Annotated in this window: 18 protein-coding genes; 4 read left to right on the top strand and 14 right to left on the bottom strand. The window is 35.1% G+C overall.

Translation table 11 applies throughout. The features are described from left to right. Positions 1-118: 118 nt before the first annotated feature. Both secG and tpiA read right to left on the bottom strand, forming a co-directional pair. The gene (gene secG, locus HWV54_RS06285; RefSeq protein WP_005865596.1) at positions 119-574 is read right to left on the bottom strand and encodes a preprotein translocase subunit SecG; all 456 of its coding nucleotides are present in this window, start codon (positions 572-574) and stop codon (positions 119-121) included. 89 nt (positions 575-663) lie between these two features. Continuing rightward, the gene (tpiA, locus tag HWV54_RS06280) at positions 664-1,437 is read right to left on the bottom strand and encodes a triose-phosphate isomerase (protein WP_040296390.1); all 774 of its coding nucleotides are present in this window, start codon (positions 1,435-1,437) and stop codon (positions 664-666) included. A 155-nt stretch (positions 1,438-1,592) separates the two neighbouring features. Here tpiA and HWV54_RS06275 point away from each other — a divergent pair, with 155 nt between their 5' ends. Then, positions 1,593-3,482 (top strand): peptidyl-prolyl cis-trans isomerase, encoded by a 1,890-nt coding sequence (locus HWV54_RS06275; protein ID WP_005865600.1) that lies wholly within the window; start codon positions 1,593-1,595, stop codon positions 3,480-3,482. Positions 3,483-4,160: 678 nt separating this feature from the next. Here the strand turns inward: HWV54_RS06275 and HWV54_RS06270 are convergent. The 9 genes from HWV54_RS06270 to tatA form a co-directional block, all read right to left on the bottom strand. Then, complete coding sequence (locus HWV54_RS06270; protein ID WP_005865602.1) at positions 4,161-5,027, bottom strand: phytoene/squalene synthase family protein; 867 nt, start codon at positions 5,025-5,027, stop codon at positions 4,161-4,163. Positions 5,028-5,769: 742 nt separating this feature from the next. Next, complete coding sequence (locus HWV54_RS06265) at positions 5,770-6,156, bottom strand: Mth938-like domain-containing protein (protein WP_005865606.1); 387 nt, start codon at positions 6,154-6,156, stop codon at positions 5,770-5,772. Between the two features lie 481 nt (positions 6,157-6,637). Next, positions 6,638-7,090 (bottom strand): preprotein translocase subunit YajC, encoded by a 453-nt coding sequence (yajC, locus tag HWV54_RS06260; protein ID WP_005865608.1) that lies wholly within the window; start codon positions 7,088-7,090, stop codon positions 6,638-6,640. Between the two features lie 340 nt (positions 7,091-7,430). After that, the gene (locus HWV54_RS06255) at positions 7,431-8,600 is read right to left on the bottom strand and encodes a M23 family metallopeptidase (RefSeq protein WP_005865610.1); all 1,170 of its coding nucleotides are present in this window, start codon (positions 8,598-8,600) and stop codon (positions 7,431-7,433) included. A 168-nt stretch (positions 8,601-8,768) separates the two neighbouring features. After that, a complete protein-coding gene (locus HWV54_RS06250) occupies positions 8,769-9,428 on the bottom strand; it encodes a protein-L-isoaspartate(D-aspartate) O-methyltransferase (RefSeq protein ID WP_005865612.1) in 660 nt (219 codons plus the stop codon). A 131-nt stretch (positions 9,429-9,559) separates the two neighbouring features. Continuing rightward, positions 9,560-10,837: a serine--tRNA ligase gene (gene serS / locus HWV54_RS06245; protein WP_005865614.1), complete on the bottom strand. Its 1,278-nt coding sequence runs from the start codon at positions 10,835-10,837 to the stop codon at positions 9,560-9,562. A gap of 60 nt (positions 10,838-10,897) precedes the next feature. Further along, positions 10,898-11,680, bottom strand: a complete 783-nt coding sequence (gene tatC, locus HWV54_RS06240; protein ID WP_005865616.1) for a twin-arginine translocase subunit TatC — start codon at positions 11,678-11,680, stop codon at positions 10,898-10,900. Further along, on the bottom strand, positions 11,677-12,117 hold the full coding sequence (gene tatB / locus HWV54_RS06235; protein WP_005865618.1) for a Sec-independent protein translocase protein TatB: 441 nt from the start codon (positions 12,115-12,117) through the stop codon (positions 11,677-11,679). The genes tatC and tatB overlap by 4 nt, the downstream gene beginning before the upstream one ends. A 56-nt stretch (positions 12,118-12,173) precedes the next feature. Further along, complete coding sequence (tatA, locus tag HWV54_RS06230) at positions 12,174-12,485, bottom strand: twin-arginine translocase TatA/TatE family subunit (RefSeq protein ID WP_005865619.1); 312 nt, start codon at positions 12,483-12,485, stop codon at positions 12,174-12,176. Between the two features lie 1,628 nt (positions 12,486-14,113). Here tatA and HWV54_RS06225 point away from each other — a divergent pair. The 3 genes from HWV54_RS06225 (at position 14,114) to pgsA (ending at position 18,022) form a co-directional block, all read left to right on the top strand. Continuing rightward, entirely contained in the window at positions 14,114-14,962 is an 849-nt protein-coding gene (locus HWV54_RS06225) for a 23S rRNA (adenine(2030)-N(6))-methyltransferase RlmJ (protein WP_005865621.1), read from the top strand. A gap of 418 nt (positions 14,963-15,380) precedes the next feature. Continuing rightward, positions 15,381-17,366: an excinuclease ABC subunit UvrC gene (gene uvrC, locus HWV54_RS06220; protein ID WP_005865623.1), complete on the top strand. Its 1,986-nt coding sequence runs from the start codon at positions 15,381-15,383 to the stop codon at positions 17,364-17,366. 74 nt (positions 17,367-17,440) lie between these two features. Further along, positions 17,441-18,022 carry a CDP-diacylglycerol--glycerol-3-phosphate 3-phosphatidyltransferase gene (pgsA, locus tag HWV54_RS06215; RefSeq protein WP_005865625.1) on the top strand — a complete coding sequence of 194 codons (582 nt, stop codon included), beginning with the start codon at positions 17,441-17,443 and terminating at the stop codon, positions 18,020-18,022. 103 nt (positions 18,023-18,125) lie between these two features. Here pgsA and ndk read toward each other — a convergent pair whose 3' ends face one another. From ndk to HWV54_RS07100, 3 genes are all read right to left on the bottom strand, one after another. Then, complete coding sequence (gene ndk / locus HWV54_RS06210) at positions 18,126-18,548, bottom strand: nucleoside-diphosphate kinase (protein ID WP_005865627.1); 423 nt, start codon at positions 18,546-18,548, stop codon at positions 18,126-18,128. 414 nt (positions 18,549-18,962) lie between these two features. Beyond that, positions 18,963-20,726 carry a BafA family autotransporter gene (bafA, locus tag HWV54_RS06205; RefSeq protein WP_425483881.1) on the bottom strand — a complete coding sequence of 588 codons (1,764 nt, stop codon included), beginning with the start codon at positions 20,724-20,726 and terminating at the stop codon, positions 18,963-18,965. Between the two features lie 287 nt (positions 20,727-21,013). Continuing rightward, positions 21,014-21,331, bottom strand: a complete 318-nt coding sequence (locus tag HWV54_RS07100) for an AIDA repeat-containing protein (RefSeq protein WP_005865631.1) — start codon at positions 21,329-21,331, stop codon at positions 21,014-21,016. Between the last annotated feature and the right edge of the window lie 23 nt (positions 21,332-21,354).

Genomic DNA, 21,354 nt, shown 5'->3' with positions numbered 1-21,354 from the left:
GATAAGCAGTTTATAACGATTTTTCCAGCAAAAAATGCAAAAAGAAACAATTTTTCTTCTATAAAATAAAAAAGGTGAAAAAATCACCTTTTTTAAAATTTATACTCTCTTAAAAAGGCTATTTTGTACCGTTATCCTGAACTGGATTTTCAAGAATCAGTGGAACTGGATTGTCAGTTTCAGGATATGTAGATTGTTTCTGTTCCTGCGGTGAAATCGGAACATTTTCTAGTTGTTCAAGAATAGAAGGCCGTGATTCACCATCTGATAATGGAGCCGTTTTAGAAGTCCCTTTAGTTATAGAATTCTGTTCTGAATTAGCTGGGATACGTTTAAGAATATCAGAATTGGAGTTCGATATATTCCCCACAACAATAAGGCTAACGGACACTAAAAAAAAGCAACATGCTAAAATAGCGGTCAAACGTGTTAACGGATTTCTGGACCCACGCATCTTCATTAACCCAGAACCACTACTCACACCAAGCCCGCCACCTTCTGAAGGTTGAATTAATATAACACTAACCAAAGTAATAACAACTAAAAAATGGATAATAATAAGTACTGTTTGCATAAACCCTGCTCTTCAAATAAATGTTCATGGCTATTTACACGTAAATAACATATAATCTCAAGAGGAAACCGAGATTCCTCTATTATAATCTACGGCAAATATAATCTACGATAAACATCGCAAATAGTTAAAAAATCAATTGCTTTTAAGCTTGCTCCACCTATCAGAGCACCATTAACATGACTAATACTCAAAAGCTCAAATGCATTAGATGACTTTACTGACCCACCATAAAGTAATCGCACCTTATTCCCTTCGTCACCAAAACGAGAGCACATCTCATCACGAATAAAATTATGCACTTTTGCGACATCTGCTGAAGTAGCTGCATTGCCAGTACCTATAGCCCATACAGGCTCATAAGCGATAATAACATTCTCTGCTGTTGCACCGTCTGGCAAAGATCTCCTAAGCTGTCGCGTAAGAACATCCAACACTTTATTACTTTTACGTTCCTCCAATGTTTCACCAATACAAACAAGAGCAACAAGACCTGCTCGCCAAGCCGCTTGTACTTTAGTGCAAACAATTGCATCACTTTCCTGATAAACTGTGCGACGTTCTGAATGGCCAATAATAACATGACTCGCTCCTGCTTCTTTAAGCATAAAAGCTGAAATATCTCCGGTATAAGGGCCATAGTCATCAAAATGACAATCTTGCCCCCCTAAAAGGAGGTTTTCATTGCTCAACGTCTCAAAAGCACGCGATAAAAGTGTTGCTGGAACACAAATAAGTGCTTCAAACAAACGACCTAAATCAGAACAAATGCCTGCAGAAATGGCACGTAATTCTCCGAGTGATTCACCGGTCCCATTCATCTTCCAATTTCCAGCAATCAAAGGTCTAATATTGGGGTGCATATTTTCATCTTAAGAGCTATTATAATACATTGTTCATCTCTTAAGTATCAAATTATAAAACGAAAGCAAGTCTTTAAGCTTGCATCTTTCATTACTTTATTGCAAATTCCATTACTGCTTTGATAATAACTCGTGCTGAAAAATGGAATTGAACGATGCTTGACATCATAAGAAATGCTTCAAATTCTTGGGTTTCCAGGATTTTCCTTGCTATTTTACTCTTATGCTTCATCCTTTTATGGGGAATACCACAGCTACACACAAAGAGCGAAAGAGATCTTATTACTTCTGGAAAGTCCATAATAACTATTGATAATTATCGTCTTGCACTAGCCGATCAAAGCTCACGATTAGCACTCGCCTCTCATCTTGGACGAATGTTTACACCAAATGAAATACAGCAATATGAAATCCCTGCTTTTGTTTTCAAACAGTTACAGCATAATGTATTGTTCGATGAACAAGCGCGTAAAATGAAAATTAATCTTTCAAAAGATGCAATAGCTCGCATTCTTAGTGCTGATAATATGTTTCAAAAAAATGGAGTCTTTGACCTAAATTTGTTTCGTAACTATCTTCAGTATTTGCATATCAGCGAAAGTAATTTTTTTGATTATTACACCCAAAAAGAGAAGCGTAAACAGCTCATTTCAGCTTCGCTATCCGGAATGAAAGCACCAGATCTTTTTTATAAAGCGCTTGCTCTTTATCAGGGAGAAACCCGTATTGCCGACTATCTCATTGTTGATTTAAAAGAAAAGGAAACAATCTCTGCCCCTGGTCAAGAAACATTGCAAAAATGGTTTGAAACTCATAGAAATGAATTTCGTACCCCCGAATATCGCATGGTTTCTTTATTATCTATGACATCAGCTGAGACTGTAAAACCCGAAGATATTTCAGCAGATGAAGCGAGAGCTTATTATACCCAAAATGCTTCACGATTTATGACTCCTGAAAAACGCACAATTGAAGAATTGCGCTTCCCTACACGCGAAGCTGCTGATAATGCGGCAAAGAAAATAGCTGATGGATTGAGTTTTGACGCGTTAGTTAAAGCTGAAAACAAAACTCTCAATGGCATAAAAAAAGGGCCTCTAACAAAAAGTGACCTTCCTAATAATCTAGCATCTGAGATTTTTGATCTTAAACAAGGGCAAATCAGCGCTGTGATCAATGATTTACAAGGTCCTGTAATCATCCGTGTAACACATATTGAACCTTCAGTTTCTCTTCCCTTTGAAAAGATAGAAACAAATATTCGACAAACACTCGCTCAAAGTCGTGCTATAGATAATATACGTAATAATTATACAGCAATCGAAAATGCCCGTTTTGAGGGAGCTTCTCTCAAAGAGCTTGCTGACCAATATAACTTACCTCTCCGTACAATCACCATTGATAAAACAGGTAAAACAATTGAAGGTACAATACTCACAGATTTACCCCAGAAAGATATTTTATTGAATGCTATTTATCAATCAAATGAAGGTATCGATCTTGATCCCCTATCTCTCCCCAAAGGTGGCTACCTCTGGTATAAAGTAGATAAAATTATCCCTGCTCGTGATAGAACACTTGAAGAAGCTAAGCAAGATGTACTTCTTCGATGGAAGAGTGAAAAAATTCAAAGTCTTCTTGATAAAAAAGCTCAAAATGCTCTCAAACAACTTACTGAAGGAAAAAGTCTTGTTTCTCTTGCCCATACACTTGGCGTCTCTAAACAAACAACACAAGCTCTACGGCGCCAAGACTCGTCTGAAATTTTCGGAGTTGAAGGAGTTAAAGCATTATTTTCTGCTCCAAAAGGTCATTATGGCATAGTAAAAGGTCCAGTTACAACAAACCGTATTGTATATCAAATAAAGACTGTAACCATACCTAAAGACATTACACCTCATACTCTTTCACCTGATATTCGTGCTAATATAGATATGATGATAAGAGAAGATATCAAACTAGAAATGCTACAAGTTGCCAATAAAGAACACCCTTTAGAAATTAATAGCACTGCTTATCATCAAATCTTTAACGCTCTCCAGTAAAATGTAGTAACTGTTTTTTGATATTTAGGTGACAAAAGTGCAAACAGAGCTTTTTCTATATTAAAAAAGCAATGTGAGCTTCTTTTTCTTGTAGTACAAGGGTAAATAATGTCTGTAAAAACAATAATGTTTTTTGTAAGTTTGAAAATTTGTAGAAAAGTAGTGAATATGATTTTAAGAATAGTTTTTTAATGCAATAATATAACCCGTGTAGGCCACTCTATAAATGTTTTCATAACAGAATGTAATCATTTATAATCTTATAATTTATATATGGAATATCTATCTTCAACTACAGTTTTCTTTAACAATTAGAGATAGTCTTGCTCATAAAAAAGAAATTATACTGCATTGGAAAATGATACATCACAGATATATTTAAGCGCTGAGTATTAAAATCCTACTATCAATAAAAAAACAGCTAATATATTTCTATAATTTGATCTTACTTTTTGTATACTCTACATCATATACTAATGGACAATCCTAAATAAAATGAAGAATCACTGCAAAGAATCCACTTCATCTTCTCCACCATAAACTAATTTTTAACTGCTCGAAAACCATCTGAATTTACGCATTAGCAGTGTTGCCAAAATGGGAAAAAAGATTTGCATTCATAATATACGCTTACATTCAAGAGCTTTACTGATTCTGCTATTCTAAAATAATATTCTTTTATCCTAATAATATTTTTGGGAAATCACCGCTTATCGCTGCTTTTGTTATCAACCAATAGCGACGAATCAGTGGTAAAGTTGCGTTTTCTTGAAAAACTGTAGCTCCTAACTGCAATGCTTTTTGAAGAGAAGCTGGTATAATTGCTAATGGAAGAAATGCTGGTCTAAGCATTCTAGGCAAAGCTCCAGAATATTCATAAAACTTAATATAATGATCTCGTGATAACGCTACCATAGCTTCAATAATGTGGCATTTTTGTTCGTTATTGACACGATAAGACTCCAAATCTCTCCTATCTACACCTACAGCCTTTAATATATCAGCAGGTAAATAATATTGATATCGAGATTGCATGAATGATAATAAACGTAACACACCACTTAATCCTTGAGCAATCCCTCCATGTTTATAAACATCTGTAAAATCTTGTGCGACATCAGGATCCAATATCTGACAAGAAAGCTGTAAAATTATACTCGCTGTTTCACCACAATAGAATTTGAGATCATGAAGAGTTTCTATTGGATTGTGATAAAGATCTAAAATCTGTGCATTGCAGTAACGTAAAAAAGCTGTCTTAGGTAGATTAAAAAGAGTTATTGCTGTAAATAAATCTTCCAAAATCGGATTATTTTTACTCTTTTTCATTTCACCATGAGCAATACAATCATACCACCAGCGTAATCGTATCTCACCAATAAGCGGATCGTGGACAGTTTCGCGAATACGAGAAACTTCTACATTAAAAGTGTAAAGAGCTGCCAATGCCCTGCGCTTTTTTTTAGGTGCGAATAAAACCGACATATAACGATCACGATCTGTGGCACGTAAAATATCAAAATAATAAGGAAGAAAATCTACCATTTTATAAACACTTACTTAACTTCCTTTTTTAGCAATTCATATTCTATTTTTATTCATATTTAAAAGTGGAGAGCGAAAAAATACAACTAAGAAAATAAATTTTTTAAATGTGTCTCTATCAAATGTATTATTATAAACTAAAAACTCTTTTCTAGGTATGTTTTTATCCGTACCAAACACCAAAAGCATTTTTATTCTCTAAAAAGTTGACTACAATCTACAATGCAACCACTTGAGAATAAAGTTAATAAATGAGAAAATGACCATGAAAGTACATCCTTCGTACACACATTCCTACTCAAATGAAAAATCAGGTAATAATCACTTTGAACTGTATGGGATATAAGTACTCAAATCTCATGCGTATGGCACTTTTACGTATAAGTAAGGAGAGCTGTTTGTCTTTCAATATTTAAATATTCAATAGCACATGTGCTAAACTATAAACGAACTCAATGAGAGAAAAAGTAAAATATTTGAAAACACTGATGCGCTGTTAGAGATATTAGACATTTGATAGCCATTTCCTGTTGGTTTAGAACAATTCAAATACGATGCGTGTAAGGTAAAAACGTAGTAGAGGAATATAAATGAGCAGCGTGCGTTATACTGATCGAAGATCAGCCTATAGAAACGGTAAAAAAGTTTTAAAATAAGGAATTGGAATAAAAAATTGAATAGAACCAATAATTATAAGGATTCTTTTATGTTAAAAAAAACAATGATTTTATTAAATAAAATATTATTCTACCGCAAACAATAACGCAGCAACTGCACGATCTTCCGCCAACAAAACATTAAATGTACGCACTGCTGCTCCTGTACTCATTGTGTCTGTTGAAATACGCTTTTCCCATAAAAGTACCCGTAACTCTTCAGGTAATCGCAATAATTGAACTCCAGTACCTATTAACAAAACTTCAATCTCAGATGATTCTTCTAAAATACGAGCTATATCCTCTTGAGTAGGAATAGGCCCTACCATATCAATACCATAAATACCTGATGGTACACAAATAATAGACCCTCTATGTGACATATCAGCAAAACGAAATCCACCATTTCCATAAGCATCAATAGGTGCACGTCCTGGAAAATGCGCTTCACGAATTTGAATTGCATGAAACATTAATAAGCATCCTTTATTTTTGAAAACCCAATTTGCATTTTTCTTCCCTCTCTAAAAATCAGCAAAAGATCTATAATAAACATAACCCGTATAGCAATATTGATGCAAAATCTTTCCTACAAAGTACTGCTTTGACAACACAGCAAGCAATAGATTGCAAATCTGCTTCAGATATTATAAAAAAGTTGTAGTAAGATGTTGTCAAATATCTGATTCGTTTAAACATATTTATCGAGAAACTTATCTCGAGCCTATTGATTAAAAACAGGCAACCTCTGATGCATAAAATAGCAAGCTTGTTCAAAAGATAGTAGAATCCGTTATCATTCTTTACAAAAGTAACTGCTTTTAATAGTTTGCAGGAAATAAAAGAAATCATGTTCTTTTATCGACTACCCTCTCTCCAATGAATATCTTCATAAGAGCTAATCATTCCTATCAAATTACTTTGTAAAATAATGTAATAAACTAAAACTATAGTTTAAGATTGGTCTTCCTTTGATACAGCTTTTTTCTCTTTAGATATATTTACACTTTCCTTTGTTCTATTTTTAGATTTAAATTTTTGTGGTGTTCTTGGTTTAGTATTGGGTTTTGATTTTTTTTCTACAATGGGTGCTCCTTTAACGCGAACATCAGTTAACGTTGAACGTATAAGGCGAACACGCATATCACCACCAATTTCAACTTCTAATTCACCACTCTCATCGTAAACTTTCGTAACCTTGCCGATAATACCACCACCCGTTATAACTGTGTCACCACGCCGCACAGCATTAAGCATTTCCTGACGCTTTTTTATCTGCGCACGCTGGGGGCGAATGATAAAAAAATACATAATTGCAAAAATCAAAATCAACGGGACAAAGCTAATAAGTGAGGTCCCATTAGAAACACCGCCTGTGACTTGAGCATAAGCGTTAGTAATAAACATTTCTATCTCCTATAGATTAATCTTTAGGTATTTCCCACTCTACTAAAATAAACTTTCGGCTCAAAAAACTTTCCTAGAGAATCTGTCATACAAAGTGACAACGACACAATGTAATCACAGCTTTATAGATAAAGAGATAAATCCTTAAGAAATAGAAGGCAATAAGAAAAAACTTTTAAGAAACAGATTTATTTCTCTTTCTATATTTTATAAACATAAATGTCCTTACTAACTGGAAAAATTAATGATACAAAACAATTTTTTCTATTGACATACTATGTATTCAAGCTTGCCTAAAATCCACATAAACTACAAGCTTTTAAAATAAATTTATCATAAATTAGTTTTCTAAATATTTTATAGGATCAACAGGTAATGAATTCTTACGTACCTCAAAATAAACGCGTGGAGTTTTAACATTCCCTGAAACACCTGATTTAGCAATCTCATCTCCACGTCGCACTCTTTGTCCCTTGTTAACAACAAGCTTACTGTTACATCCATAAATAGTAATAATATTATTTTCATGTCGAATCATAACAACATTGCCTAGCTCTTTTAACCCATCACTAGCGTAGATAACGACACCATTTTCTGCTGCCTTTACCGATGAACCTTCAGGCACAGCAATATCTAATCCGCGGTTAGTTGCTGTTCCTTTTTTTTGACCAAACTGGCTTAATAAGCGTCCTCGTACTGGCCAACGCATCTTAGCAATACCTGTGGCTTGCGGAGTAACAATATTATCCGTATTCATCGCCGTATCTAATGCAGTTGTTTCATAGCTCCGTGAGGGCATCTGACTGGAAGAATTCTGCATAACATTTGGCTTATTAATTTTTACAGAAGGTACGGATGTTATAGGATTTTTATAAGGTAGATCCTTCTTGTGTTTTATGGAAGATCTGATTTGAAACTGATATGAGGATTCTGGTGTTGATGCAACCCGATCATCATTGTGAACATTTGAAGTTGCTGCTGTACGCTTTTGAGGGATCATAAGTACCTGACCAATATAGATGGAATTATTGCTTATACCATTTGTTAATTTTAACGCTTCAACACTGGTTCCAATTTGCCGTGCAATACTCAACAGAGTATCTCCACTCTGAACAATATAAGAGTTTCGTCGAAAAATAGGAGAATTATCCATTTGTGAACGAGACAGGGTTCCAAGATTGCGTGGCGGTGTTCCCATGATCCGGCTATCAAGAGAAGCTCCACCTTGTCGTTGGGAAATATACGAACTATCGTCATCTGCCCATGAATCATTACTCGGATCCATAGGTGGCAATTCAGTACTTTTTATCATACCACCGTATGATAGCATTTGCGAATCTGTAGGCATAGTTGCAGACATATTTGAACGGGTAGATACCGCATGATGAGAGAAAATATTAGTGAAGCGCTGAGTATTGGAACTACACCCTGAAAAAATTGTTATCACCGCTAAAAAAGCCATTCCATGAAAATTACGCTGAAAAATATTACTCAAAACTTTTAAACACATAGTTTTGCTCACTCGTCAATACTCAACTCACTCTATTAAAGCTTTCTAATATTACCTAAGAGTTAAAATTAGACATTTTATTCATAAATATCTTTATAATAAAATCAAAATGAATTCATCATAAAATAAAAAGGTAAAATAGTTTGAAAATACCTTAAATCTCAAAAATTAAAGTATTTCTGCAACACCTTTAATAAAAGGCTGATAACGTACTTGAAACATTTCTAAACACTCAAATCGATTGCCAATTTTCGTATAGCGCGTCATCGTTTGCACCCCTTCATCAGGCCCTATAGCTTGAATGAGAATCCCATTTTCAGTTAAAATGTCTAAAAATTCCTTTGGTTCATCGGAACGTGATGGCCAAATAAGAATACGATCAAATGACCCAAAACCTGTAATCATACAGCTTCCATCAAGCTGCCGTATAACAATATTTTCAAGCCCCAAAATTTGAAATTTCTGGCGTGCCAAATCAACAAGTGTTTTATAACGATCAACTGTTGTTACGCGACCACTCAGACACGCCATAAGAGCAGTACAAAAACCAGATCCTGTACCAATTTCCAGAACACGATGCTTTTTTTTCAACGATAATGCAGAAAGAATCAAAAGCTGCTCTTCTAAACGCTCAATATATTCACCACACTCAATAGGAATAACTTTATTATCATAAGCACTGTTGAGCCAAGAAGAAGCAACAAACTGTTGACGCGGAATTTTCTCAATTGCTGAAAAAAAACGAACATCATCAATTCCTTTGCTACGCATTTTCAGCACAAGACTTGCCAATTCTTCACGAAATCGTAAAATACCCTTTTGCCCCATAGTGTCATTCATTCTCCAATGAAGTGGCATCCTTATCGTACGTACAACTCATTTTTTAAAATGGAAAAGCTTTGTGTTTGCACGTCATTATCTCTCAGCAATAACGTATATCGGTTTTTCCTTTTATAAAATTAAGCAGTAATACAACGTACGCCCTTCATATAGGGTCGTAAAACATCTGGAACAACAATTGATCCATCAGCTTGCTGATAATTCTCAAGAACAGCAATAAGACACCGTCCAATAGCCGTACCAGAACCATTAAGACTATGAACGAAATGCAATGTTTTATCACCTTCTTTACGATATCGTGCATTCATTCGTCGTCCTTGAAAATCTCCACAAACTGAACAGCTGGAAATTTCACGATAACATCTTTGCCCCGGAAGCCAAACTTCAATGTCATAAGTTTTACGTGCAGCAAATCCCATATCACCTGTAGAAAGTACTACCGTACGAAAAGGTAAATCAAGACGTTTCAAGACATCTTCTGCACACTCTGTCATACGTTCCAGCTCCATTAAAGACTGCTCTTCAGTGGTAATGGATACCATTTCTACCTTCCAAAACTGGTGCTGACGCAACATACCACGTGTATCACGTCCTGCAGCTCCCGCCTCGGAGCGAAAACAAGGAGTTAAAGAAGAAAAACGCAGGGGTAAATCTGATATCTCAAGAATTTCACTGTTTACCAAATTGGTTAACGGCACTTCTGCTGTTGAAATAAGCCAACGACCATCTGTTGTTCGAAAAAGATCATCAGCAAATTTCGGCAGCTGGGCTGCTCCGTAAACAACCTCATCACGAACAAGGAGAGGCACCGAAATTTCTGTATAACCATGCTCATCAACATGCATATCAAGCATAAATTGGCCCAATGCGCGTTCAAGCCGTGCCAATTCTTGTGAAAGTACTGTAAAGCGCGTCCCTGATAAACGACTTGCTCGCTCAAAATCCATCTGTTTGAGATTTTGGCCAAGATCAAAATGCTCCTTTGGTGTAAAATCAAATGTTGGAGGTGTTCCAAAATGCCGAATAACAACATTATCACTTTCATCTTTACCTCTTGGGACATCATCCAATGGAATGTTCGGGAGAGCTGAAAGAGCCTTCTCAAAGTTTTCGGTCAACTGCTTTTCTTCCACTGTAGCAGAAGAAAGAAAGGCTTTAATCTCTTCAACTTCCGCTCTAAGATGTTCAGCCACTTTTTGATCACACGCAGCTAAAGCTTGCCCTATTTCTTTTGAAATCACATTGCGGCGCTCCTGCGCTGACTGCACTTTAGCAACATGCAACCGACGTTCAAGATCAAGCTTTATTAAGCTTTCCGCTTGCGGCTCAATACCTCTACTCTCCAGCGCCTTATCTAATTTCTCAGGGTGTTCACGAATCCACTTAATATCAAGCATCAAGATTCCTTATTTTCATCGTTTCTGTTCGTTTCCTATCACATAAGATATAAATTTCTTTTAAGAGGATTTTTTTCTCTTTTCTATACAGTAAGCAATTAAAATTGAGATCTCGTAAAGAGCTATCGTTGGTAAGGCTACTGCAAACATAGTAAAAAAATCCGATGGAGTTACTATCGCTGCAATTATAAAAGAGATGAGGATAGCCCACTTTCGTTTAGATACCAAATCATGAGAAGTTAAAAAGCTCATTTTTGTTAAAAGACTAATTACAAGAGGTAATTGAAAAATCAAACCAAAAATTAAAATAAATGATGTCATAAAACTCAAATAATCCGAAATACGGACGATAAATTCTATCCTTAAATAAACATCTGGAAGAAATTGCTGAGAAAGACTAAACCAAAGTATTATTGGTGCTAACAGTGCATAAACAAATGCCCCCCCAATACAAAATAAAATCGGTCCACCAATCAAAAATGGCAGAAAAGCCATACGCTCATTTTTATAAAGTCCAGGTGCAATAAAGCTGTAAAACTGCAAAGCTGTATAGGGAAAAGATAAAATAACTGCTCCAAAAGCAGCAAGTTTCATCTTCGTTAAAAAAGTTTCCCATACCTGTGTTGATTGCAAACGAATACTTTCAGGATTACCACCTGATATTTTCATTGCGCATTGATAAGGCCATATCAAAAGATTTAAGATATAATCTTTGACAAAAAAACACATAATAAAAGCTATCAAAAATGCGATCAGAGTAGCAATAACTCGCTGACGAAGTTCAATCAAATGCTCTAGAAGTGGAGCCATATTGGCGTCAACTTCATCTTTCTTAACATTCATGAAGCACCTTCTCTATCTTTAGAAATTAAAGAAATACTCCCAGAACTATGAGGATTATCGGATACAGTTAAATCTTCATTGACTCCATTTTGATCACATACCAATATTTCTTTATCTTTTTCTGTTTTATGGTGTAATGTCTTTACATCAGAATTATCGCCGATCCCCCTTACTATATCATGAATGGGATTAAAAATCCTTGTCAACTCCTTGTTTAGATTTAGATCACTATTATCCGACAATGTTTTTTGTAAATCATCAAACTCGACTTGTCTCATTGCATCATCAAACTGATAACGGAACTCATTCGCTGTTGAACGTACATAAGCTATTGCCCTTGCCATTGTCTTTAGCATTTTAGGTAAATCTTTTGGTCCAACTACGACGATGAGAACAAGTAAAATCACCAGAAACTCTGGTCCATCAATCCCAAACATCGCTTATACTCGACTTTCTCATTAAAAAATAATGTACAATTATGACCACGTCTTTATTATTTTACACGCTGTTTTTTAGCAACAGATGTCTTTTCTCCTTTAGAAGAGGAAGAAGCTTTTCTGCCTGCTGCAGCACACTTCACCGATAATAATTCAGATTGTTGAGGTTCAACATCAATCGTTTTAGAAATATCAGGCGTTTCGCACTTAACCTCGACACTATCTTCTTCTTCCTTCATATTCTTTTTGAAAGCTTTAATCCCCTTAGCAACATCACCCATTAATTCAGAAACCTTGCCACGCCCGAAAAGCACAAGGATAATCAATAAAATTATAATTAAATGTGTTGGTGAAAAAATATTACCCATTATTCTCTCTCACTGCTTTTAAAGTTTAGTTCATTTATTTATGCTTACTCTTAAGAAATGTATCAAATATAATCATATCTTACTCGTATATTTTTTTCTCAAATTAAAGACAATCACATGCCTTTTATTGTAAACTAACTTTTTAACCTCTCTTCTCTTTTTCTTAGTGTGTTATAAGAAACGTAGATAAGTTAAAAATGACAAACCGCCTCAAACAAAACTCAAAAGACCTGAAAATTTTTCTCTTCAAGCAGTCCCTCCTATTTTATCGGATTGTGAAACCCTCCTGCAAGAACTATGATACATTTTAATGCTTTACCTTTTTAAAATGACGCTACCTGTGCAATTATGCACATCTCTTGTAAATCACTGCTACGGTAAAGAACAATATTACAATCCACCGCAAAGATTTTACGTGTTAAATCTAAAAAATTCTCCGAAAATGTATCCTTGAAAGAGTTTTCATTGATACATCCTCTGACGTTAAAAGCCCATTAAAATCCATCTTTTACGAATAACATTCTCACGAACTCTCTTATACAACATTACAGGAATTTTACCATCAATTGCTTCATAGACAATATATACTAGTTATTGCAGTTGATAAATCAGCCAAATTTTATTAAATTAACAGCATGAAGTAGAGACATACTCCATGTTTCAGGTGCTCTCTTATTTTGATCCATTTATAAAATTTCTCAATGTTCAGCTACTGGATAGCGAGGTAGCAGAGACAGAAGCAAATGTTGTACTCTCCTCCCTCTTGATTTAAAAAATATTATCACGTTCATTTACCTTTCATAAAGATGTGGTAAGCGCCTTGACATCATTTGTCACCTCTATATCGCGCGTAAACAAAATAAAAACCCAACGCTTTTGCTTCATCTCTTTAAAACAATACAGAAATATCTATAACCATAGCCTTTATTTCTAAAACTATAGCAATATATTTGTGCTATTTATCAAACATAGCTTATATATTTTCATGCAATTTTTTAAAAATGATATGCTAATATCATAAATAACAACCTCGTCATTTCATACATAAATATGAAATTTGTGCTCTAACCTCAAAAAAACTTTATTAAACGCTCACAATGAAAATCTATCTGCATATCACGGTAACGTTTTTAATGTTCTTTTTCATAGTTTCATAGCGACTTTGTTAAAGAAAGAAATCCTTCAATTTAACAGTATTTTTATTAGGCACTTGAAATATATAAATTTTCAAATTGTTGATAAATCTAATAGATTAATGTAAAAATTTATCTTACAAATTTTTAGTGATTTTCACTAGTGATTCAGTTATTTTACATCGCCTATGATTTTCTTTTTAAGGTGGTGAAATTAAAAAAGTTCTTTTATAAAAATAAATGATAAATGCTTCTATTAAAGCTTTTTCTCTCTTCTTATCTTTGCTCTGGTAAAAGATAAGAAATTTTGGTTATTGATCTACGCATATAAATTATAGCAACTAATTGTAAAACCGTGTTATTAGTTTTCCTAATAGATGTATATATTTTTTTAATTGTTTGATCTCTACAAAAAGTTTTTTGTTGATATAAAACTATTATTCCATGTTAATAGAAAAATTTAGCAAGTAGTCATATAGATGGTAGAATTTACTGATGAATTATCGGCATATTTATCATGCTGGCAATTTTGCTGATGTTTTTAAACACATTATTGTCACCCGCATTGTGGAATATCTCAAACGTAAAGAAAAAGCTTTTCGAGTTATAGATACGCATGCTGGTATCGGCATGTACGATCTCTCTTCTTTAGAGGCACATAAAACAGGAGAATGGCGCGAAGGCATCCAACGGCTTTTCTCAGCTCCTATCCCAGAAGATTTAAAAACATTCCTTTGTCCATGGAGTAACATTATTGATTCATTTAATGCAGGGAGAAAAGAATTTCTATTCTATCCTGGTTCTCCTGTTATTATTCGTCAATTATTACGTAAACAAGATCGACTCACCGCAATTGAATTGCATGATGAAGATTATCATATTTTAGCAAAAAATTTTGCTGGTGATTATCAAACAAAAGTACTGCATTTGGATGGTTGGCTTACTTTAAATGCGCATTTGCCACCAAAAGAAAAACGTGGATTTACCCTTGTTGATCCTCCCTTTGAAAAACCTGGTGAATTTTCCCGACTCATTGAAGGATTGATGAAAGCATATCGCCGTTTTCCTGGAGGAATCTACGCTTTATGGTATCCTGTTAAATATGATAAAGAAATTGAAAATTTTCTTCATGCACTTTATCAAACAGGGATTCCTAAAATTTTACAACTCGAAATGCGTGTTCGAAAAAGTTCAATATTACCTACAATGAATGGAAGTGGGATGATTGTTATCAATCCTCCCTATCTTTTGGAAGAAGAAATTAAAAAACTTAGTCCGTTTCTTATAAATCGTCTTGGACAAGATAAAAACGCACAAATAATTCATAAATGGATCCAAAAATAACATTTATTTTATTATGTTAGTTTTTTCATCTACTATCCACATTAAATCAATTTTTTTGTAAGAATCAAGAATCTTATGGTGCTTAAAAATATCGCAATACTTAAGTTAAGTTTTTTCTTAGCCTTTTAAATCATTTCACCCTAGAATACATATCTTAGTTAGCAATACAGACTCTATTTTTTAAACAAACTTTATTTTAATGTGAATTCTCATCATTAATAACTACATTAGTAAACTCGTAAAACTGTTTTTAGAGGCCGACCCCATTTTTTATGGAAAGCAATAACACCAAAATTGAATGATCTTATGACATAATGTGTTATTTATAGAAAAAATAACTATCATTACATAAATAATAATATTGTATTGGATAAGAGCATTTTCTCTGAAAAATATAAAATGTTTCCGGATAAACTGAATGATCCTGAAAAATAACATAGCTTGCCCCAAAAATAAAAGAGAAAAGCTCTCTTTTCTCTCACATATTACATGGGACAATGCCAATCAAGAAAATGATAAAAATCAATTTAAAGGTGCCAAACTCATACAAGAGTTTGTCAAACATCTTCCGCATAAACCAGGGGTTTATCGGATGATTGCTGAGAACGGTGATATTCTCTATATCGGAAAAGCACGTAATCTCAAAAAACGCGTCTCAAATTACACTCGTGAACATGGACACAATAATCGTATTGCCCGTATGATTCGTGCGACATTTCATATGGAATTTGTTGTCACTCAAACAGAAACAGAAGCACTCCTTTTAGAAGCTAATCTCATCAAAAGGTTGCATCCACGTTTTAATGTGTTACTACGTGATGATAAAAGTTTCCCTTATATTGTTATTACTGATGATCATTTGGCACCAGCACTTTATAAACATCGTGGTACCCGTACACGAAAAGCACATTATTTTGGTCCTTTTGCTTCTTCAGGGGCGGTTACACAAACAATAAATGTTTTACAACGTGCCTTTCTCTTACGCACCTGTACCGATTCAGTTTTTAAAAACCGTACACGACCCTGCTTGCTTTATCAAATCAAACGATGTTCTGCACCGTGTACACAGAAAATCAGTGATAGTGATTATAGAGAGTTGGTGAAAAATGCAAAGGCTTTTCTTTCTGGAAAAAGCCAATCAGTTAAAAATAATATGGTTCAAGCTATGCATGAAGCCGCAGAAAATCTTAATTTTGAACAAGCAGCAGCCTATCGTGATCGCATATCAGCCCTCTCTCATATCCAAAGCCATCAAGGCATTAACCCTCAAACGATAAAAGAAGCAGATGTATTTGCAATTGCGCAACAAGAAGGAGTGTCCTGCATTCAGGTGTTCTTTTTCCGCATGGGACAAAATTGGGGAAACCGAGCGTATTTTCCTAAAGCAGATCCATCTTTTTCTAGTGCTGAAATTTTAGCGAGTTTCCTTGCCCAATTCTATGATGATAAATCTCTGCCAAAACTCATCCTTTTATCTGAAGAAATTGAAGAAAAAACACTTCTTACGGAGGCATTCAGTCTCAAAGCGAATCGTAAAATATCGCTCTCTTTTCCCAAAAAAGGTGAACGAAAAAATCTCGTTAAATACGTCTCTATTAACGCTCATGAAGCACTTGGACGGAAGCTGGCTGAAATAACTACATATACAAAATTACTTCAGAGATTTGCTAAAATATTCCAACTGTCCCACACACCATGCCGTATAGAAGTTTATGACAATTCTCACATTATGGGAACAAATGCGGTAGGCGTGATGATTGTTGCAGGTCAAAAGGGATTTATTAAAAATCAATATCGTAAATTCAATATTCGCTCGACCGATATCACACCCGGTGATGATTTTGGCATGATGAAAGAAGTCATTAAACGAAGATTTTCACGTCTTATTAAGGAGAATGGTCTGCCCAATAAAAGTAATAATACAAAAAATCAAGACAATGATCTTCTTCCTATTTGGCCTGATCTTGTATTAATCGATGGTGGTGCAGGACAAATAAACAGTGTGCATACAATATTATCTGAATTAAAATTAGATGATTTCATCACGGTTGTTGGCATAGCCAAAGGTGTTGACCGTAGAGCGGGACGTGAACGATTTTGTATAAAAGGCAAGACGCCCTTTACTCTACCTCCGCATGACCCTATCCTTTATTTTTTGCAACGCCTGCGTGATGAAGCACACCGTTTTGCAATCGGGACTCATAGAAAAAAACGCAAAAAAGAAGCATTTAAAAATCCACTTGATAAAATCGAAAATATTGGCCCGACAAGAAAGCGTGCGTTGCTTCACCATTTTGGAAGTGCTAAAGTTATTGCCAGTGCTTCACTCGAAGATCTAACAAAAGTTTCAGGAATTTCTGTTAGAATTGCACAAAAAATTCATACTCATTTTAATGCAAAATAAGACTTGTTTCATAATCTTTGCCTTGTTACTTTTATGAAATAAATCATTTTTTATAAAGAATTGAAAATAGCTCTATGAAAAATCATACTTTTTCTTTTCCCAATATTCTGACCTATGCACGAATTGTTGCAGTACCAATAGTTGTTGCATGCTTTTTTTTAGAAGGACGACTACAATCAAGTGATATCGCACGTTGGATTGCCGTTTCCATTTTTATAGTTGCATCCATTACAGACTTTCTTGATGGCTATCTTGCCCGTATTTGGGAACAAACATCCAATATCGGTCGCATGTTAGATCCAATTGCAGATAAACTTCTTGTATCTGCCTGTCTGCTCTTGCTTGCCGCAGACAGTACTATTGCTGGGTGGACACTATGGGCAGCCATTATTATTCTTTGTCGGGAAATTCTTGTCTCAGGATTACGTGAATATTTGGCTGAATTAAAAGTCAGTGTTCCTGTCTCTCGTCTTGCTAAATGGAAAACTTTTGTACAAATGATAGCCATTATTTTTCTTTTAGCAGGACCATCTGGTAATAAAATTTTCCCTTATACCGTGGAATTTGGCATTACTATGCTGTGGATCTCTGCTCTCCTCACATTGTGGACAGGATGGGATTATTTTCGTGCAGGCTTAAAACACGTCATTACATGAACAATAGTAAGCTCCACATGTCCTTTCAGAGAAATCCGCAACTTTATAAGAAAAATCCCAAAACAGCTGTTTCAGGATTTTCTATGTTTAATATATGTTTTTATTAACCAACAATTTCTACTTCAGAAAACCAAAAAGTGATTTCTGTTTTTGCAGTTTCAGAGCTATCTGAACCATGAATGGAATTTTCACCAATCGATAAAGCATACGCTTTACGGATTGTTCCTTCCTTTGCATCCATCGGATCTGTAGCACCCATCACTTCACGATTTTTAGCTATGGCGTTCTCCCCTTCTAAAACTTGCACAATAGTTGGACCAGAAGACATAAACTCAACTAATTCACTAAAAAATGGACGTTCTCTATGAACTGCATAAAACATTTCAGCTTCACGCTTGCTCATCCACACACGCTTAGATGCAACCACACGTAAACCTGCATCTTCAAGCATTTTCGTAATCGCTCCTGTCAAATTACGACGCGTTGCATCTGGTTTAATCATTGAAAAAGTACGCTCTACAGCCATTTGACCACCTTTATTTCATTGTATAACATTATCTGGCAGATCTATAGCGAGCAAGCAACCTTCTGCCAAGGGATTATGGAAAAATCCGCAGCAATTCTCAAAAATACATAATACAAAAATGCATATTACATGAATTGTAGAAGAAACTCGATAAAAAACACAATACTCGCGATCCTTAATCTCTCTCATTATATTGTTATAGTCTCTCTCCTACAAGAGTAAATCTCCTTTCATAATACTAAACATTCCCTTCTTAAAATTACTGATAAAGAAAGAAAAAGATGTAAGAGGAAATCCAAAATACAGCAACATATACACGCTTTATAAAAAGCCAAACGCTTCTCAAAAATATTCTCTGACCATCAAATATCTAGCTTGCAAAAACACCCCGTACACCAAGACTTATTAAAAAACTTAAAAGCTATAACGTACACCCAAAATACCTTGAAGTGATTGCTTAATCTTATGTCCTTTAAAATAATATGCTTCTGCATAAAGCTTTAATTTTCCATTCAGTAAACTGCTTAAACCAACCCCTATTTTACCGGCATTTCCTGACAAGTCTGTGGTAAATTTATGCTGTTGATTAATTGTTGTATGGTTGTTATCTTTATTCTCACGCAACCATCCAGCCCTAATGTAAGCCAGAGATGAAGTATCTATATCCGACCCCAATTCATACCCTAAAGATAACCCAACCTCACTGCGCAACGAAGTAAAGGAGTTTATATCACCGATCATTTCATTCGAGAGCTTTACCTGTTTACCTTCAACTTGCAACCACGTTAATTGCGCATAAGCCTGCAACCAGTTGTTTTGGGCCATCTTAAAGCAATAACCCGCTTCAAATGAGGTACCCATCACCCATTGATTATAATTTCCTTCAATGGCTAAACCGTTCGTGGAAACAGCCTTCAGATTATTTTGATAACTATTGTATTTCAAGACACCATCTAGATACAATCCACTATGATCAAAATAAGTCGCATAAGCTCCAATACTATATGTATTTATGCCACTGATGCCACCTCGTGCATGTATCACCCGTGCTTGATCATAACTGCCGAAACCACCAATATAAAACTCTCCATCCGCCAGTTCACTTACACCACCGATACCTAATACTATACCTGTTTGCTCAAACTTAAAATCTGTATGATCTGTTGCAACACTTTCTTTGCTTTTGATCGCATATGTCCATAGAGCAGTATCTTTTTTATTTCTATCTAAAATTCTCCTTCCAGAACGCACAGTTTGTAATTCATTGTGAAAAACAAGTCCTGGAGTAACTGACATAGATAACACTGCATCCGTAGAGGGGGTGGTCAAAAAATTAGAAACTGACAATTCTTGCTTCGACTCTGGAAAAGGTTGAGCTGGATCATTTAGGCGCAAAATCATTTGATCAGCTAACAACGAAGCATTTGTAGAAATAACAAGCTGCTGTTGCTCATCAGAAGGATGATAATGACTAACTTCTGGACGTGACAACCCAATAGGTTGACGTTCTATAAATAACGGAACTGAAAAAACAGAATCCTTCTGCTTCTCGTGCAAATGCCGAGGAAGTCGTGAGCTGGATGTTTTCTGACGATTTCCCATGCTACTAGCATTACGAAGAACGGAAACTTGGCTCCGAAAGAAAGATGTTTTATTAATATCTGCATCAGTAAATGAAGCAATTAACGAAACAGCAACCTTTTGTTTCCTGCTCGTACGTTGAAAGCGATTATCCGAATATCCCGATCTACCAGTTTCCCTGCCCAAATACCAAATTGTGGTATCACCATTAGACTCTGCACTTCTTTCTCTCTTATATAAACCATACATATAGGCTCCACTATCAACAGCTTCAATTTCATCACCAGAATGGTTTGCCAGAGTAAAACTAGCTTCTCCGCTTTTATCGGTAATTAAATTAATTTCGGTGATAAGACCATTTTTTTGTAAAAAAGAACCTGTGATTTCAACACCAGAATCAGCAACACTTACTTTATGTTTCCCTGCACCATTATCAATTGATAAGTAATTGCTACTATGGTCTTCTTCCATAATACTTACATTAAAATTAAATTGTAAATTACCTGAAAATTCATCAACATGAAATGAAAGATGGCATGAATCATATGGGATAGAAGTAAAAATAACAGTTCTCCCCTTCCCACTTAAACTCTCAATCTTAATCTGCAGTCTTTGCCTGTTACCCTCCCCCTCACAAAAAAAAATAATTCTTCATCAACTCACCCTATCACAGAGAATTTTTCCTTTTTAATATGATTTGTAACATCACAGCAGCAAACAGATATAGCTTCTCCTCGCGCTAAAATATGCTGCCTACCATTCTCAGAAATTATGCTGCTATTCTCTGCAATACCACCCCACTTTTTATTTTCTGCATAAATATTTGTTCTCCCCAATTCTTAACTTTTGTATTCCAAACCCACGTTCCATCATTATACATTCTTCTATCCTACTGCTCCATCCACACCAGAAACTATAGAATCATAAACACTGCTTGATTTTTCCATGTTTTTAAGATTCACAAAACTCTTCTCTTCGAAAACAAACTGTTTACCACCACTAACTTTAGTATTTATTGCAGTACCTGCACGCGTAACTATCTGTATTCCACCTTTCTCAACAGTAGAACCTATCGAACTTCCACCATTTTCAACAATCTCTACACCGCCATCCTTAATTTTACTATTGTTACTAGGAATAGGAGTTTTAGTAATCAGTGCAAATCCTTTTGATATACTTCCCCCATTTCTTATATTCGTCATACTTGTTAGTGACTCATTCCTAT

Source organism: Bartonella alsatica, from assembly GCF_013388295.1.
GTDB classification, from domain to species: domain Bacteria; phylum Pseudomonadota; class Alphaproteobacteria; order Rhizobiales; family Rhizobiaceae; genus Bartonella; species Bartonella alsatica.
The sequence above is the reverse complement of the archived record's forward strand: the minus strand, read 5'-3'. Positions and strand labels throughout refer to the sequence as shown.

Coding starts and splice junctions, on each gene's coding strand:
- pgsA (WP_005865625.1), top strand. CDS start 17,441: ATGAAAAATCATACTTTTTCTTTTCCCAATATTCTGACCTATGCACGA.
- HWV54_RS06265 (WP_005865606.1), bottom strand. CDS start 6,156: ATGTTTCATGCAATTCAAATTCGTGAAGCGCATTTTCCAGGACGTGCA.
- uvrC (WP_005865623.1), top strand. CDS start 15,381: ATGATCCTGAAAAATAACATAGCTTGCCCCAAAAATAAAAGAGAAAAG.
- HWV54_RS06270 (WP_005865602.1), bottom strand. CDS start 5,027: ATGGTAGATTTTCTTCCTTATTATTTTGATATTTTACGTGCCACAGAT.
- HWV54_RS06255 (WP_005865610.1), bottom strand. CDS start 8,600: ATGTGTTTAAAAGTTTTGAGTAATATTTTTCAGCGTAATTTTCATGGA.
- secG (WP_005865596.1), bottom strand. CDS start 574: ATGCAAACAGTACTTATTATTATCCATTTTTTAGTTGTTATTACTTTG.
- tatA (WP_005865619.1), bottom strand. CDS start 12,485: ATGGGTAATATTTTTTCACCAACACATTTAATTATAATTTTATTGATT.
- tpiA (WP_040296390.1), bottom strand. CDS start 1,437: ATGCACCCCAATATTAGACCTTTGATTGCTGGAAATTGGAAGATGAAT.
- HWV54_RS06250 (WP_005865612.1), bottom strand. CDS start 9,428: ATGGGGCAAAAGGGTATTTTACGATTTCGTGAAGAATTGGCAAGTCTT.
- HWV54_RS06275 (WP_005865600.1), top strand. CDS start 1,593: ATGCTTGACATCATAAGAAATGCTTCAAATTCTTGGGTTTCCAGGATT.
- HWV54_RS06225 (WP_005865621.1), top strand. CDS start 14,114: ATGAATTATCGGCATATTTATCATGCTGGCAATTTTGCTGATGTTTTT.
- tatC (WP_005865616.1), bottom strand. CDS start 11,680: ATGAATGTTAAGAAAGATGAAGTTGACGCCAATATGGCTCCACTTCTA.
- HWV54_RS07100 (WP_005865631.1), bottom strand. CDS start 21,331: ATGACGAATATAAGAAATGGGGGAAGTATATCAAAAGGATTTGCACTG.
- yajC (WP_005865608.1), bottom strand. CDS start 7,090: ATGTTTATTACTAACGCTTATGCTCAAGTCACAGGCGGTGTTTCTAAT.
- serS (WP_005865614.1), bottom strand. CDS start 10,837: ATGCTTGATATTAAGTGGATTCGTGAACACCCTGAGAAATTAGATAAG.
- ndk (WP_005865627.1), bottom strand. CDS start 18,548: ATGGCTGTAGAGCGTACTTTTTCAATGATTAAACCAGATGCAACGCGT.
- tatB (WP_005865618.1), bottom strand. CDS start 12,117: ATGTTTGGGATTGATGGACCAGAGTTTCTGGTGATTTTACTTGTTCTC.